This is a genomic window from Aidingimonas lacisalsi (assembly GCF_008079445.1).
In the GTDB taxonomy this organism is placed as follows: Bacteria; Pseudomonadota; Gammaproteobacteria; order Pseudomonadales; family Halomonadaceae; genus Aidingimonas; species Aidingimonas lacisalsi.
On record NZ_VRYH01000003.1, the window covers coordinates 260,113 to 275,430 of the forward strand.

12 protein-coding genes are annotated in these 15,318 nt (G+C 62.1%); 2 read left to right on the plus strand and 10 right to left on the minus strand.

The window, feature by feature from the left end:
- Positions 1-137: 137 nt before the first annotated feature.
- Positions 138-731, plus strand: coding sequence for a Rid family hydrolase (locus FVV99_RS18760; protein WP_236645338.1), 594 nt, complete (start codon positions 138-140; stop codon positions 729-731).
- Between the two features lie 279 nt (positions 732-1,010).
- Here FVV99_RS18760 and FVV99_RS07420 read toward each other — a convergent pair whose 3' ends face one another.
- On the minus strand, positions 1,011-2,807 hold the full coding sequence (locus FVV99_RS07420; protein WP_148253733.1) for an NAD(P)/FAD-dependent oxidoreductase: 1,797 nt from the start codon (positions 2,805-2,807) through the stop codon (positions 1,011-1,013).
- A 326-nt stretch (positions 2,808-3,133) separates the two neighbouring features.
- Here FVV99_RS07420 and FVV99_RS07425 point away from each other — a divergent pair, with 326 nt between their 5' ends.
- Positions 3,134-5,110, plus strand: coding sequence for a sigma-54-dependent Fis family transcriptional regulator (locus FVV99_RS07425; protein ID WP_148253417.1), 1,977 nt, complete (start codon positions 3,134-3,136; stop codon positions 5,108-5,110).
- A 160-nt stretch (positions 5,111-5,270) separates the two neighbouring features.
- Here FVV99_RS07425 and FVV99_RS07430 read toward each other — a convergent pair whose 3' ends face one another.
- From FVV99_RS07430 to FVV99_RS07470, 9 genes are all read right to left on the minus strand, one after another.
- On the minus strand, positions 5,271-6,086 hold the full coding sequence (locus FVV99_RS07430) for an ABC transporter ATP-binding protein (protein WP_148253418.1): 816 nt from the start codon (positions 6,084-6,086) through the stop codon (positions 5,271-5,273).
- Positions 6,083-7,141: a FecCD family ABC transporter permease gene (locus FVV99_RS07435; protein ID WP_148253419.1), complete on the minus strand. Its 1,059-nt coding sequence runs from the start codon at positions 7,139-7,141 to the stop codon at positions 6,083-6,085. The genes FVV99_RS07430 and FVV99_RS07435 overlap by 4 nt, the downstream gene beginning before the upstream one ends.
- Complete coding sequence (locus FVV99_RS07440) at positions 7,138-8,097, minus strand: FecCD family ABC transporter permease (RefSeq protein WP_236645339.1); 960 nt, start codon at positions 8,095-8,097, stop codon at positions 7,138-7,140. Before FVV99_RS07440 ends, FVV99_RS07435 begins: the two co-directional genes overlap by 4 nt.
- A 91-nt stretch (positions 8,098-8,188) precedes the next feature.
- Positions 8,189-9,181, minus strand: a complete 993-nt coding sequence (locus FVV99_RS07445) for an iron-siderophore ABC transporter substrate-binding protein (protein WP_148253421.1) — start codon at positions 9,179-9,181, stop codon at positions 8,189-8,191.
- Between the two features lie 163 nt (positions 9,182-9,344).
- Complete coding sequence (locus FVV99_RS07450) at positions 9,345-11,480, minus strand: TonB-dependent siderophore receptor (protein ID WP_148253422.1); 2,136 nt, start codon at positions 11,478-11,480, stop codon at positions 9,345-9,347.
- A gap of 569 nt (positions 11,481-12,049) precedes the next feature.
- Positions 12,050-12,256 carry a cold-shock protein gene (locus FVV99_RS07455; protein WP_092568357.1) on the minus strand — a complete coding sequence of 69 codons (207 nt, stop codon included), beginning with the start codon at positions 12,254-12,256 and terminating at the stop codon, positions 12,050-12,052.
- A 251-nt stretch (positions 12,257-12,507) separates the two neighbouring features.
- A complete protein-coding gene (locus FVV99_RS07460) occupies positions 12,508-13,194 on the minus strand; it encodes a metal-binding protein ZinT (protein WP_148253734.1) in 687 nt (228 codons plus the stop codon).
- A 236-nt stretch (positions 13,195-13,430) separates the two neighbouring features.
- Positions 13,431-14,060, minus strand: coding sequence for a Vgb family protein (locus FVV99_RS07465; RefSeq protein WP_148253423.1), 630 nt, complete (start codon positions 14,058-14,060; stop codon positions 13,431-13,433).
- Positions 14,061-14,095: 35 nt separating this feature from the next.
- On the minus strand, positions 14,096-15,316 hold the full coding sequence (locus FVV99_RS07470) for a tetratricopeptide repeat protein (RefSeq protein WP_148253424.1): 1,221 nt from the start codon (positions 15,314-15,316) through the stop codon (positions 14,096-14,098).
- Positions 15,317-15,318 lie beyond the last annotated feature (2 nt).

Below are 15,318 nucleotides of genomic sequence, written 5' to 3' on the forward strand. Positions count from 1 at the left end.
TTCTCTTCATGGTCATATGTCGGGAAAGCAACATCGGTACTACCTTGACCAAATACAAGGTGAAGCGCCATCTGCCTGCGCCACTCTTGGACCCGGCGTTGCAGTGTCCGAAGGTGTCCATCGGAATACGTACCAGGATGCTCCCGTTGCAACCGGTCGATGGTGGCGGCGCTTATGGACATGAGTTTGTCGTGGACCCCGGAATGGGGCTCAGTATCACGCTGCTCGTGATCGCTGCGATCGTGGTACTTCAGAGCGACGTTCGTGGATGTTCTCCACCATGTCGCCTTTCCGCTCGTGGTCACCGGAGTCGCAGTATTCGGCCTTGTCCTGTTCGTCGCCTTCGGGCTGTGTGCCTACGTCACCCTACGCTACACCCTAAAGCCGCTGCGAGATGTATCGGAATCTGCCGCGGCCATCTCACCGCGCTCCATCAACGCCCGGCTGCAGACGGACGCGGTTCCCGCGGAGATTGCTCCCCTCGTAAGCAGACCGAGGCAGCACTGGACAATATCGAACGGTTGCTATCGAGCCTCGGTGGCGATCTCTTGCGGGTGGTGATGCTGAGAATCTACCTGGCCGAGTTTGCGCGCTACGAGCAGCAGGCGGTGGTGGAGGCGCTGCGGCAGCGTTTCCCCATCGCTCCGCCGGCCGCCACCTGGCCGATCGTGTACGGCCTTGCCGAACCGGAGTGGCTGATCGCTATCGAAGCCGAGGCGGTGTTGTCATAGCTCTTCTCGACGAATGAACGGGCCCTTGCCAATGCTCGGCTGCTGACCTCTGCTGCAATATGTGGGGCGACTATCTATGCGCGTGGACTGGATGGCTTGTGGGGCATATACCGGTGCTCGATCGGGCTCCCAGAGGGCGCAGCGAGACGGCGGGTGTCCGGTGGCTCCGCCATGATGAATACGATAGGGTCTCGAGCCCCTCATGATCACAGGGAAACATACGAGAACGAACGGACCAGGCTAACAAGGGCCGGCACTTACGCACCGGCCCGTTGTGGTTCAGGCGAGATGATGCACCTCCTGCAGGCCGTATACCGGTGTGGGGATGCCTTCCATACGGGCCTTGAGTTGCAGCGCCAGGTAGTGGGAGTAGTGGCGCGATTGGTGGAGGTTGCCGCCGTGGAACCACAGCGCTTGTTGCTGGGTGGGTTTCCACATGTTGCGCAGTTCGCCTTCCCAGGGGCCGGGGTCCTTGGGGGTATCGGAGCCCAGTCCCCAGCACTTGCCGACCTTGTCGGCGACGTCCTGCGAGATGATGCGTGCCGCCCAGCCGTTCATGGAGCCGTAGCCGGTGGCGTACACGATCAGGTCGGCAGGTAGTTCGGAGCCGTCGGTGAGCGTGATCGAGTGCGGGTTGATGCATTCGATGCTTACGCCGCTGCGCAGTTTGACCTCACCGGAGGCGACCAGGTCGCAGGCGCCCACGTCGATGTAGTAGCCGGAGCCGCGTCGCAGGTACTTGAGGAACAGCCCGGAGTCGTCGCTGCCGAAGTCGAGCAGGAAACCGGCGTCTTCGAGCTGCTTGTAGAATTCGGCGTCGCGCTCGCGAATCTGGTCGAAGGCGGGACGCTGGAAGTCGGGCAGCACCTTGTAGGGAATCGAGGCGAACAGCAGGTCGGCCTTGTCGTGGCTGATGCCGCTTTGCACCGCTTCCTCGGAGTAGAGCGGGCCGAGCACTTCCTCCATCAGCGAGTCCGACTTCACCACGTGGGTCGAGGAGCGCTGCAGCATGGTCACGTCGGCATCGTTCTCCCACAGTGCGGCGCAGATGTCGTGGGCGGAGTTGTTGGAACCCACTACGATGCACTTCTTGCCACGATAGGCATCCGGCCCGGGGTGCTGGCTGGAATGCTGCTGCTCGCCCTCGAAGGTTTCGGCGCCGGGGAAGTGGGGCACGTTGGGCATGCCCGACATGCCGGTGGCCAGGATCAACTGCCGGGGCCGCAGCGTGACCCGCTCGCCGTCACGATTGACGTTCACCGTCCATGCGCCACTCGCTTCATCGAAGCTGGCGCTCTCGCATTCGGTGGCACTCCAGTAGTTCAGTTCCATCACCTTGGTGTACATTTCCAGCCAGTCGCCGATCTTGTCCTTGGGTGCGAACACCGGCCAGTTCTCGGGGAAGGGGATGTAGGGCAGGTGGTCGTACCATACCGGGTCGTGCAGGCACAGCGACTTGTAGCGGTTGCGCCAGGAGTCGCCGGGGCGAGGGTTCTTCTCCACCACGATCGTCGGCACGTTCAACTGGCGCAGGCGTGCGGCGAGCCCGATGCCACCCTGGCCGCCACCGACGATCACGCAGTAGGGCTGGCGAGTGTACCCGAGTTCGCGCTCCTCGCGCTGGCGTGATTCGAGCCAGGTCTCGCGCGACTTGTTGGCGCCGTGCTCGGCGCCCTTGGGGCGATGCGGGCCGCGTGGTTCGGGGTAGTCCTTGAGTTCCTGCATGGTGGTCAGCAGGGTCCAGCACCGGTCGCCCTTCAGGCGCAGGAAACCCTTGCCGTGGGCGACCCCGGTCTCGAAGGTGAACCAGGCTTCGGTGATGCCGTCCGCTTCCGTGGCCTCGCCGTCGATCTGCCAGTTGCCGGGGCGCGTCTCGCTCAGGGTGGCGTTGAGCATCGACTGGATGGCGTCCTTGCCCTCCAGCGTCTTGAGGTTCCAGGTGAAGGTGACCAGGTCGCGCCAGTAGCACTCCTCGCCGAAGAGCTGCATGACCCGCTCGATGTCACGTTGCTCAAGAGCGGTTTCGAAGTTGCTCAGCCAGTGTTGGACGTGTTGGGTTGGCGTGCGTGTCGTCATCATTGTTTTCCTCATGGTTCGTGGAGACACGCCACACCCGAGGCAGGAAACGTGCCAGCCGCATCAACCTTGCCGCAATAGATGCCAACTAGCTGAAATTGCGATGTATTTAGTGCCACGTGAAGGGGGGGAGGGAGCGTCTGAGGGGTGTAGCACGCGTAACAACTGTCACGTGATGCCAAGGGATACAGCGTTACACCTGTAACCCTCCGACCAAGGGCGAAGGCGCCAGCGATTGACTCCCGGCCGGGTCGGCATAGGCTGAAGGTAGGCGTGGAGTATCGCCACGACAAGAGCGAACGGGCGAAACGGGCCGTGGAGGCTGCATGGAATTGCGCCAGGAGCAGCGCCAGCATATCGACACCCTGGTCCGGCTTAGCGAAGGCCAGGCGATCGGCTTGGGTGGATGCCGCGAGGTGATCCGGCGTTCCTGGGAACGCTGCGTCGGCGAATATCGCCTCGACCCCGGTCGTCCGCGCCCGGTGCGGGTATTGACCCAGCAGGCAATCAACGAACATCGCGAGTCGGTGGACGAATTGCTGCACGTGGCTCGCGCCGGGGTCGATCAGCTCTTCGCCCAGGTCGCGCCGCTGGGCTATGTGCTGCTGCTCACCGATCGCCGCGGCATCACCGTGGAGTTTCGTGGTCAGCGCGATCAGGATCAGGCCCTGCGCCGGGCCGGCCTATATCTCGGGGCCGACTGGGACGAGCGCTATGCCGGTACCTGCGCGGTCGGTACCTGCATTCATGATGCCCATGCCATTACCTGCCATCATCAGGAACACTTCGATGCCACGCATATTAGCCTGACCTGTACCGCGGCGCCGATCACCGATCCCCAGGGGCAGGTGATCGCCGTGCTGGATATCTCTGCACTGCAATCGCCGCGTGCCCACGAGAGTCAGAATTTCGGGCTACCGCTGGTCACGCTCTATGCGCGAATGATCGAAGATGCCTACTTTCTGCATCGCTATCGCGACTGCCTGATCCTGCGTTTCGATACCGACCGTGAGTTCGTGCATCTCAACGGTCGGGGGCTGATCGCCATCGAGGAGGATGGCAGCGTGATCGCCGCCAACGGCGAGGGGCGGGCCCTGATCGATACCCATCTGCGTCGCTGGCCGCCTTGGTCGCCGGGCTGGGTGCCCAGCGCGACCCAACTGTTCGACTGCGAAATCAGCGATCTGCTCGGCCTGCCGGCTGCCAATGACGATCAGCTTCGCGCTTTTCGCGTGCGCGCCAACGACACGACCTGCTTCATTACCTTGATCGAGCCGCGTGGACGTCACCTCGTGACGCGCAGCATGCCGCCATCGCCTGCACCGGTTCCGGCGCTGGATCGGCTGGCATCCGACGACCCGGCCATGTATCGCGTGCTCAAGCTGGCGCGGCGCCTGCGCAACGAGTCGGTGAGCGTGTTGATCACCGGGGAGACGGGTACCGGCAAGGAAGTGCTGGCCCGCTCACTACATGACAGTGGCACACGGGCCGAGGGGCCGTTCGTGGCGGTGAACTGTGCAGCGATTCCTGAATCGCTGATCGAGAGCGAACTGTTCGGTTACCTGCCCGGAGCCTTCACCGGCGGGCGCAGCAAGGGCATGCGCGGGCTGATCCAGCAGGCCGATGGCGGCACGCTGTTTCTGGATGAAATCGGCGACATGCCGCTGTCGCTGCAGACCCGCCTGCTGCGTGTGCTGGCCGAGCGCGAGGTCATGCCGCTCGGCGCCGAGAGAGCCGTGCGCGTCGACATTCGCGTGATTACCGCCACCCACTGCGAGATGACCGAGCTGATTGCCAACGGCCGCTTCCGTGAGGATCTCTATTATCGTTTGAATGGTGCCCAGCTACGCTTGCCGGCACTGCGCGAGCGGGCCGACAAGCACTACGTGATTCGCAGCGTCTACGACTCGCTGGTGGCGGATCGTGGTGCTGACATCCGGTTGCGCGCCGATGCCATGAGTGCACTGCTGGCTTACGCCTGGCCGGGCAACATTCGTCAGCTCAAGAACGCGCTGAACTTCGCCCTGGCGACGGTCGATGGCGACGAGATCACCGTGCATGACCTGCCGGAGGAGTGTCAGGGAGGGCTTGCCGGTGTGCCGCAGATCCTCGAACAGGCGCCACAGGCACCGGCAACCGACGCAGGGCGGTCACTGCATGCGTTGCTGCAGGAGGCAAGCTGGAATATCAGTCTCGTCGCACGGCAGCTCGGTGTCTCGCGGCCCACGGTCTATCGTCGCATGCGCCGGCATGGATTGGTGCCGCCGAATCAGCGCGAGGCATCGTCAGGACAACGGGGTTGAACTGCGTTCGAGGCCTTGCCCATGATCGATGGCAACGTCCACGAGGTCGCAATCCGTCAGCCCTGTTTGCGTCGATCCCAAGGGGCGCGCCATCGCATACCTGAACCTGGCTCAAGCCAGCGGCTATCACCTGGAGCGCCTGAAGTATCCTTGGCGGCCTCTACGGTCCTATCGCGACTTGGCTCGCTACGTGCCGGCCGAGCGGGATCATCATCGGTTTGCCCGTGACGGGATCCTCTATGATTCGACTCGCGAGACCGAAGACTTCCTGCACCATCTGTTGGGTCAGCACCGTTTCCGGGGTCCCAGTCCCGTAGATCCGCCCTTTTGCCATGGCTACCAGCACATCGGCGTAGCGTGCGGCCAGGTTGAGATCGTGCAGGACCATCACGATGGTCGTGCCACGCTCTCGATTGAGGTCGGTCAGAAGATCAAGCACCTCGATCTGGTGATTGATATCGAGAAAGGTCGTGGGCTCATCGAGGAGCAGAATCCCCGTCTGCTGTGCAAGCGCCATGGCGATCCAGACCCGTTGACGCTGCCCGCCTGACAGCTCTTCCACGGCGCGCTCGGCCAGTTCCGTCGTGTGCGTGGCTTCCAGTGCCTCGGCTACGGCGGTCTCGTCGGTGGCACTCCAGCGCGCGAACAGGCCTTGATGGGGATGGCGGCCTCGGCTGACGAGATCGAGCACGGTGATCCCTTCGGGCGCGATGGGCGATTGCGGCAGAAGGCCCAATTGTTGCGCGAGGCGGCGTGCGGGAAGCCGGTGGATGGAGTGACCGTCGAGCAAGACCTTGCCGTGTTCAGGTACGAGAAGCCGCGAGAGCGTACGCAGCAGGGTCGACTTCCCGCAGGCGTTCGCGCCCACGATAGCGGTATTCCTGCCCGGCGGGATCGTCAGGTGGATGTCGTCCAGCACGGCGCGTTCACCGTAGCCCGCCATGAGGTCATGTACGAGAAGTGAGGGACTGCTCACAGGGCGCCTCCGCTCTTGTTGTCGCGAATGATGAGGTAAACGAGATAGGGCGCGCCGAGCACGCCGGTGACGATCCCCACCGGATAGCGCGCGGGTAACAGGAATTGGCCCGCGTAATCGCCCAGAAGAACGAGCAAAGCCCCCACGAGAGCCGAAGGGATGAGCAGCGACCCGTTCCGGCTTGTCAGACGCGCCGCGATCGGACCGGAAAGGAAGGCCACGAAAGCGACCGGCCCCGCAACTGCCGTGGCGAAGGCGACAAGCCCGACCGCAGCGACAATGACGATGACGCGCGTCGCCGTCAGCCGGACCCCAAGCCCTGCGGCTATGTCATCGCCCATGCGCAGGGTTTCGAGATCGCGGCTGCGGCTCAAGAGCAGCCCACCGAAAAGCAGGAGGGCGACGAGTAACGGTAATGCCTGCTCAAGCTGGACACCGTTCACACTGCCGGTCATCCAGCGTAGCGCCTCCTGAAGACTCCAGCTCGGCGCACGCGTGAGCAGATAGGCGGTAAAGCTCTGCAACATTGCAGCAAGACCGATCCCGACGAGGACGAGCCGTGCGCCGGTGACACCTTCCCGCCAGGAGAGGGCATAGATCGCAAGCGCGACGCCCAGCCCCGCGACGACCGCGACGATGGAAACCGCCGGGCCGCTCAGCGACAGCACCACGATAGCGAAGACCGCGGCAGCGCTGGCTCCCGTGCTGATGCCGATGATGTCGGGACTGGCGAGCGGATTGCGCAGCATGGTCTGAAAAGCGACGCCTCCGAGGCCGAAGCAGATTCCCGAGAGGGCCGAGATCACCGCCCGCGGCAGGCGCAATTCGCGCACGATGAACTCGGCCTCTGGCACATCCGCGCCGCCGAGTACGCGGAGCACCGTCACCAGAGGCGTGAGCGACTGCCCCAGCATCAGTGTCAGCACCACCCCCGCCAGCAGACAGGCCAAGAGGGCTGCCAGAACACGCCAGCGCCGTCTTGCACGTTCCCGGCGTATCCGGGCAAGCCAGGCGGTAGCGTAGCCTGGCGGATCGCTTCGTAGCGGTTCGTTCACAGCTCTCTCACCTTGCGCCGACGTACGATCCAGATAAAGACGGGCGCGCCGATAAAGGCGGTGACGATGCCGACATCCAGCTCTGCCGGTCGCGCCACGAGCCGTCCGGTCACATCCGCGAACGTCAGCAGCACGGCTCCCCCAAGCGCGGAAAACGGCAGCAGCCAACGGTAGTCGCTTCCCACCAGCAACCGGCAGGCATGCGGTACGACAAGCCCGACGAACCCGATAGGACCACACACGGCAGTCGTCGCGCCGCATAGCAACACCGCCGCGACCGCCGCCATGGCCCGCGCCGATGCCACTTTCTCGCCGAGCCCGGTTGCCGCTTCGTCCCCAAGTGCAAGCAGGTTGAGCTTGCGGGCCGAAAGCAGTGCAATGACAAGCCCCGCAAGCAGAAAAGGCAGGACCGGGACGATCTGGTCGTTGGTGGCCCCGCCCACCCCGCCGACCATCCAGGATTGCACGAGTCCGGCGATATCGCCGCGCGGCAACACGACCGCCGTGGTCAGGGAACTCAGTGCCGCTGTCGTCACTGCGCCCGCGAGTGCGAGTTTGAGCGGTGTCGCTCCGCCTCGGCCAAGGCTGGCGATGGCATAGACCGCGACAGCAGTCAGTCCGGCGCCCAGGATCGCGGTCCAGATATAGAGGCTGGCGTCTTCAATTCCAAACCACGCCAGCCCGATGACAATGGCCAGTACCGCCCCGGCGTTCACGCCCAGCAGGCCCGGGTCCGCGAGCGGATTGCGCGTAAGGCCCTGCATGACGCCACCCGACAGGCCGAGAGCCGCGCCCGCAAGAATGGCCAGCAGGGTACGCGGGAGCCGGCTCGTCACGGCGGCCTCGCCGATGGTATCGGCCTGACCGCCTAATGCCGCCACGATCTCCGGCCATCCGACATCGCGCGCGCCCAGGGCCACGGAAAGCACCATGGCCACGACGAGCAGGAGTGCCATCGTCACGCCTCCGCCGAGCCGCTTGTGCGCCCTCGGATGCGCGACGGCCGAATACGCGACGGAACGGGCGGGATCATGGGCCCGGCCACGCTCATTCCGACTTGCGCGCGGCGTGCGAGAGCAGATCGGCGTAGTCATCGAGTATCCAGGGGATCGACATTGGCGTGGGGTTGGCGGCGGTACCGAGCGGACTATTGTCCAGCATGACGAGCGAGCCGTGCTCGACCGCGGGCAATCGGGAAGTGAGCGGATGGGCGGATAACCGATCGACCAGGGGCTGCCCGCCATAGGTGACGAGAATATCCACGTCCGCCAGTTCGTCGATGCGTTCGGCACTGATCTCGCCGGCGAATTTGCCTTCGGTCGAGACTTCCTTCACGAAGCGGGGCGACGCCAGCCCGAGATCGTGGAAGAACCGCACCCTTGCGTCATTGTCGGTGTAGAACGAGACACGACTGAGATCCGTGGGGTCGAGGTGAGTGACGAACATCGCCGTCTTGCCCGCAAGCTCGGGATGCGCGGCGGCCGTTGCGGCGATTTGCGCCTCGATCCGCGCGATAAGTGCCTCGCCTTCCTCGGCCATCCCCATGCCTGCGCTGTCGAGCCGGATCATGTCGCGCCAGCCGGTCGCCCAGGGGGCTTCGGGATAGGCGACGACGGGGGCGATCTTGCTCAGCGTGTCGTAGTCGGAGCGGCTGAGTCCGGAATAGGCCGCAAGGATCACGTCCGGCGCGCTGGCTGCAACCGCCTCGAAGTCGATCCCATCGCCTTCGTCGAACAGCTTGGGCGACTCCGCGCCGAGCTCCTCGAGTCGTGCTTCGACCCAAGGGAGTAGGCCATTGCCGTCGTCATCGCCGAAATTCGCAGCGGCAAAGCCCACGGGCACAATGCCGAGCGCGAGTGGCACCTCGTGGTTCGCCCAGGCAACGGTGGCCACCCGCTCGGGTTCTTCCGGAATCACGGTGGTCCCGAAGGCGTGGTGGATTTCGATCGGATACTGTTGTGTCCCGGCCTGCGCTGCACCGAGGCTGCACGCAACCAGAAGCGCCGCACAAACGGCCTGACTTATACGGAACCATTCCATCGTCCCCTCCAACGGATTAAGTCTTTGATCGTGCTGCGCACGGCAACCCTCGGGAACGTCATCCACTTTGGGCAGATAGGCGTCAATGTGCCCCAAGGGGAGTAATACCAGTCAGCATTCACTGACTGGTATTACACGATTCGGCGAGATTGGATGATCAGCATTACCAGCGATAGCTCAGCTTCGCCTTGATTGCGCGGCCCTGATTATAGAAATCCGCCGTGCCGGAGTTGACCACGTACTGCTTGTCGAGCAGGTTGCTGACGTTGACGGTCAGGTCGGTATTCTTGACGAATTGGTAGCCGAAGGACGCATCGAAGAGCGTTGCCGATTCGCTCTTGGCCGAGTTCTCGGCATCGAAATAATAGGAATCGACATAGCGGGCCCCCAGACCGAAACGCATGCCCGTATCCGGCAGGGTATAATGCGTCCATAGTGAGACCGTTTGTTTCGGTGCTGTGGCGAACTGGTTCCCTTCGATTGACGTGCCATCGCTCAGCGTGCCGCGAATCACCTCCTGATCCATATACGAATAGCCGCCGGTCAGGCTCAGGTTGTCGGTCAGTTCGGCCTTGGCTTCCAGATCGAAGCCGCGCACACGGGATTCGCCGACGGTTTCCCGTTCGATGGTGCCGTCACCCTGTACCACCGCGATGCCCACGTTGTCCTTGTTCAGCTCATAAACGGCAGCCGAGAACAGCGCGTTCATACCAATGGGCGCATATTTCACGCCAAGCTCATGCTGCTTGCCGCGCTCGGGTTTCACGCCAATGGTCGGAGGCGCGATCGATTCCACATAGCTGTAATAGGTGGAAACCTCGTCAGTGATTTTGTAGGTCAATGCGCCCCGGTACGAGGTCTCCGAGATGTCGTCGGAGGCAGTGGCTCCCGTGATGTCCTTGCTGGAGAGATCCATCGAGTCATTGCGAACGCCCGCGGTGACGATGACATGGTCATAGAAGGACAGGTTCTGCGTCAGGAAAACCGACCGAGTCCTGTTGTCCTGGTCATTGGCGCTATAGGGGGTCAGGCTGCTCGGGGCGCCTTGATATACGGGGTTCGAGACATCGATCGGATCTCCCGGCGCGTAAACGGACGTGGTTCTGCTGGATTCATCGCGATACTCGATCCCGCCCAGCGTACTGCTGTCGACCGGGCCAACGCTGGTGTCGTATTGCAGGATGGCATTGCCGATCAATTCCTGAGCTTCTCTATCTCTTCCAATATAGCCACGGTCGACCAGTGTGCCGGTTCGTGCCGGATTGTCAGTGATATAGACGTAACCGTAGTCGTCGGTCAGATCGCTGTAGCGCAGGTTGCCGCGCAGGGTCAGCCCGTTATCGAAATCATGGGTGAGCATCCCGGTAATGCTGGACCGATCGACATCGTGAAAGTTGTAATCCGGCTCGCCAAAGAAGTTGCTGCGGTCATATTCCCTGTCGAACGGATAGCCGCCGCTGTTGGGCGTGTTGTCACGCTTCAGGTAGTCGACGATGACGGTCGCGGTGGTGTACGCCGTCGGTTCCCAGGTCAGGCCGCCCATGAAGAACTGCTTGTCGTTTTTGGAGTGATCGTATTCGCGGTCGCTGTCCTGGACTTTGCCGGTGAAGCGATAGGCCAGCGTCTTGTCGGCATCCAGCGTATCCCCCACATCGAGACCGGCCTCCTTGTGATCGAAGGAGCCATACCCCAGGTAGCCTTCGCCAAAGCGTTCGAATTTTGGCCGTTTGCTCACGAAGTTGATCGAGCCACCGGGGTCCGCCGGGCCGAACAGGGTGGAGTTGGCGCCCCGCAGCACCTCGACGCGTTCGTAGGCGTAGGGTTCCTCGCGCACGCCGCGCATCGAGCCGAGTGTCATCCCGTCGCGGTAGGTCGTGGCGTCGAAGCCGCGAATCCTGTAGTAATCGTTGCGGTTGTCGGTACCCCAGTAGCCGGTGAGGATGCCGGGCGTATATTGCAGGACTTCCTCGGTGTTATCGGTGTCTCGTTGCTCGATTTCTTTTTCGGTGATGACCGACACGGAGGCAGGCGTATCGTGGATGCTGGTTGCGACCTTGCCACCCATCCAGAGCTCCCGGGCCACCGTCGTGTTCGCATTGTCGTCCGCTATTGCCTGTGCGTTGACGATAATGGGGGCGAGACGGTACGTCTCCTTATCGTCATTGCCGTCACCTGCCTCCTGCGCGTTCCCGATCATGGGAGCAGTCGCCAGCGTCGTGCCGCATAGAAGGGCAGTAGTGGTCCGTTGCCACCGTAACCGATTGGCGTTGCGTCGGACTGTGCTATTGCTATCAGTCATGTTGAAGATACCTGAAAGTGAATCAACCTAGATAATTTGCGTAGAGCTTCTCGCCGTGACTGTGATGGCCTGCCAGGAGAGGTTCGAAGTTGCCGTCGAGTGGCCTGGTCCCTGATGCTGAGGCACGCTCAAGACATGCTGCGATATACGTTTGCATAAGGATTCCTGGAGCCACGTCCTGGGGCGCTTGCCGATCGATTTTGCGCGCCACGATAAAAATTATCATATGCAAATGAGTTTATGGTTTCAATACATTTGATAACCGTTTGCGTTTGAGCGGCATTGGCTACCATGCTCTTCTGCTTGAGAATCCGGAGGGATGGCGGCCATTCCGGCGCCGGGGCACAGGCACAAACCACTGAATGAGGAGAACCTGGTGGGCTACTGTACCCGGCACGTGGCCGTCAGTGCTTGGGGGATGTCGAGGTCCTGCGCGGAGGGCGCCCGAGACTACCTCTTGCTGATGTTCGGATCGGCAAGATAGCTAGGTTAAACAGGCATAAAACGAAACGGGGCCCGCATAAGCGGGCCCCGTTCGATGAACCGGAAAGGTTCGTGAGCGCTCGTTATCAGGCGAGCGTCTTGATATTCGAAGCCTGGAGGCCTTTCTTGCCCTGAGTCACGTCGAAAGAGACGCTTTGACCTTCCTGCAGGGATTTGAAGCCTTCGGCCTGAATCTCGGAGAAGTGGGCAAACACGTCATCGCCGCCATCGGCAGGAGAAATGAAGCCAAAACCCTTGGAATCGTTGAACCACTTGACGGTACCAGTAGTCATGATAAAAATCCTTTCGCGCTTAGCGCCTTGCTAAAGATCCTGGTGTTACCCAGATGAGTAGCGGGTAAAACAAGAATGATAATTACAGGCCGTCGAAAGAATTCGAGTACTGCTGAAACCATGCTGCTTGCCAACCTACTGACACACACAGTCTCATGCTTGGTGGCCTGGGTCAAAGGCTTTCGTGTTTTATTTTCCCCGCCTGCCGAGTACGCTCCTCCGGCTCTCGGACCTCGAGCGACTACCGCCACTCAGTGCGCCATCATTTCATGGACGATTTCCTGTCCATCCAGGTCGGATGGGTAGTAGGTCGGCCAGTTCGTGACTTCCTCCAATAGAGCGTCGCGGTCGTCGCCCCAGTACAGATGGAAGTGATCGGCGTCAGTCGGGTAGATGGCATGATCACTGAATTGAATGTACTGGGGAAGCCCGTCAGCGTCTTCGGCGAGTTCGAAGATATACCTGACGCCGCGATTGCCCGCTTCATACGTCAGGATTTCGTAGCCGTCATAGGTGTACTCGCCAGATCGTCCTTCATCGCCATCTGCATGGAAAGTGACGGTCTGTCCGTCAATGACGATACGATCCATGTCCGTCTGATATCCCGTCTCATAGTATGCCTTGTACTCGTCGGCCGTCTTGTCACCCTCGTGTTCCGCCTTATGAGCAAACACCTCGTCCAGAATGCCGTCTTCAAGGTAGGGATAGACGGATTGCCAGTCTCCCTCCCAATCGGAAAGCGAGCGGTCTTCTACCTGGCTGTCTTCGAAATAGCCGGCATAGATGTCCTCGTCATGGTCGTGATCATGGTCATGGGTGTGGTCATGACTGTGCGCATGGTCGTGCTCATGCTCGTCCTGCGATGCCGCTGCACTCTGGCCACCCGCCAGTGCCAGTAAGCTGACGGCTAACACACTTGCCCCTTGTGTCAGTACCATTTTCACTGTCAACGCTCCTTTTTCATGCAATGAGATAGGATTGCCCTAAGGCATCAACGAAAGATACGTTATAACATAACAATAATCAATGCCAGCAACTCCCTAATGTTGTCGTCCTCGGGTTGCGTGAGTGCCACGTGACCTCTGCTTATGCGGCTCGAGAGCGTCAACCTTCGCCGGTCGGCCGATCAGCGAAGGTTGCTTGGAAAAGAGGGGCTACCGCCAGACAAGGCGCCTCACTTGGGTCGGCGCACGACCCGCAACGTGCCGCTGCCTCCGCCACCACAGAAGAACCGATCGTGGCCGTTGGACTCGAGCCCCGATATACCCATTCCCGGCGGCATTTCGAGACTCTCCAGGACGTCTCCCGTGCGCGGATCGATGCGTCGTAAATCGCTTTCGTCACTTTCCCAGGTGCCGTGCCATAGCTCTCCGTCGAGCCAGGTGACCCCGGTCACGAAGCGGTTGGACTCGATGGTGCGAAGCACCTCGCCGCTGTGCGGATCGACTTGCTGGATCGTCCGGTCCCGATATCGTCCCACCCAGAGCATGCCTTCAGCCCATGCGAGCCCTGAAACACCGCCCTCAGGGGCCGGAATGGTGTCGATGACACGGCCGCTCTGCGGGTCGACCTTCTGGATGCGGTCTTCGGCGATCTGGAACAGATGCTCTCCGTCGAAGGCGGTTCCCGCATTCGCGGTGACATCGATGGAACGCAGCGTCTCCCCGCTCGCTGGATCCAGGGCGGTCAGCGTGTCGCCGGTGGCAAGCCAGACATGCTGGCCGTCATAGGTGACGCCATGCACGCAGTCGATGCCGGGGAAGGGGCCATGTTCGCTGAGGATGTCGGCTGGTGAGCGGTTCATGTGTCTGTCCTGGTTGCTTGGTTGGTGACTATAGCCTAGCTACCTGGATAAGGGCCGGGGAGTAACAAGGTTGTCGTGAATCCGGGCACGGGCGACGTCATCCAGCGACGCGCCCGCCCACGACCGAACGATTGCACCTTGCCTGCTGCTGAGAGCGCGTCGAGGGCTCGCTGTACGGTGCGCTGGCTGGTGCCGAGCGCCAGTGCCAGGGCCGAGCTCGACCATGCTTCACCGTCGTCGAGCAGGGCGAGTAGCGCGGCATGCTTCTCTTCGATCGGCCGTGCCAGCACCACGACGTCGCCTGTACTGTGCGGCACCAGCTTGAATCCCCGTTTCGTCGCGCTCACATCCGCCAGTGTGCCGAGCTCTGAGCGAAGTCGCCCGATTTCGACCCGTAACCGTGCACGATGCGTTTCATCGGCGAACCGGGTGCGGAAGGCGTGCGCGATGAGCGTGCCCCTCGGCACATCGTCCGGCCAGGCTTCGCCCAGCAAGCGTGCGAGTGTGAACAGTACCGGGCGCCTGGCGAGCGAGGCCACCGTGTGAGCGTCACGCACGACATGGCGACAGGCGTCCACGACGAGTGCCTTCGATGCCAGTAATGCCTCGACCTCTTCCAGTAACAGCAGCCGCTCTTCGCCCTGATCAATCAGGCGTGCGGCGGGCTTATTCAGGGCGAGAAAGGCACTTTCCACTTCCGCCGTCAGTGCAGGAATTCCGGCATGGTGCGCGACGCTTTCGGCCCGGGTGAGCGCCGCGCGTGCCGTTGTCGTCTGCAGGCGGCGTATTGCGATCCCTGCCATCACGAGTTCATGGGCAGTCCTCAAGGCCGGCGGGAAGGGGGTGGGGTCGAGATCGGCGAGCTTACGCTCTGCTTTGTCCAGATGCCCGGTCAGAAGCAGATGTCGGGCCTCGAGGTACCGCGCATGCGCCGCGTTCACCCGGTCGCCGTACTGTTCGAGCGTCGCCCGCGCCGTGCCGAGCGCCTGCGTGGGCCAGTTCAGATCGCGTGAGACGAGCGCGATCTCGGCCTCGGCGATGACGCACCTGGCACAAGCGACGGCTTCTTTCGGGCCGAAGGCGCGCACGGCACGTCTCAGCAGCGCTTTCGCTCGCTCGAAATCGCCAAGCTGCGCCATCGCGATCCCTCGCAACGCTAGCGCCGGTGCATCGTCGCGCAGCGCGATCCGGTTCAATGCGCCGAAGGAATCACCCGCCGTCAACGCACGGGCTGCGGCCGTGATCAAAGAGTCCATCG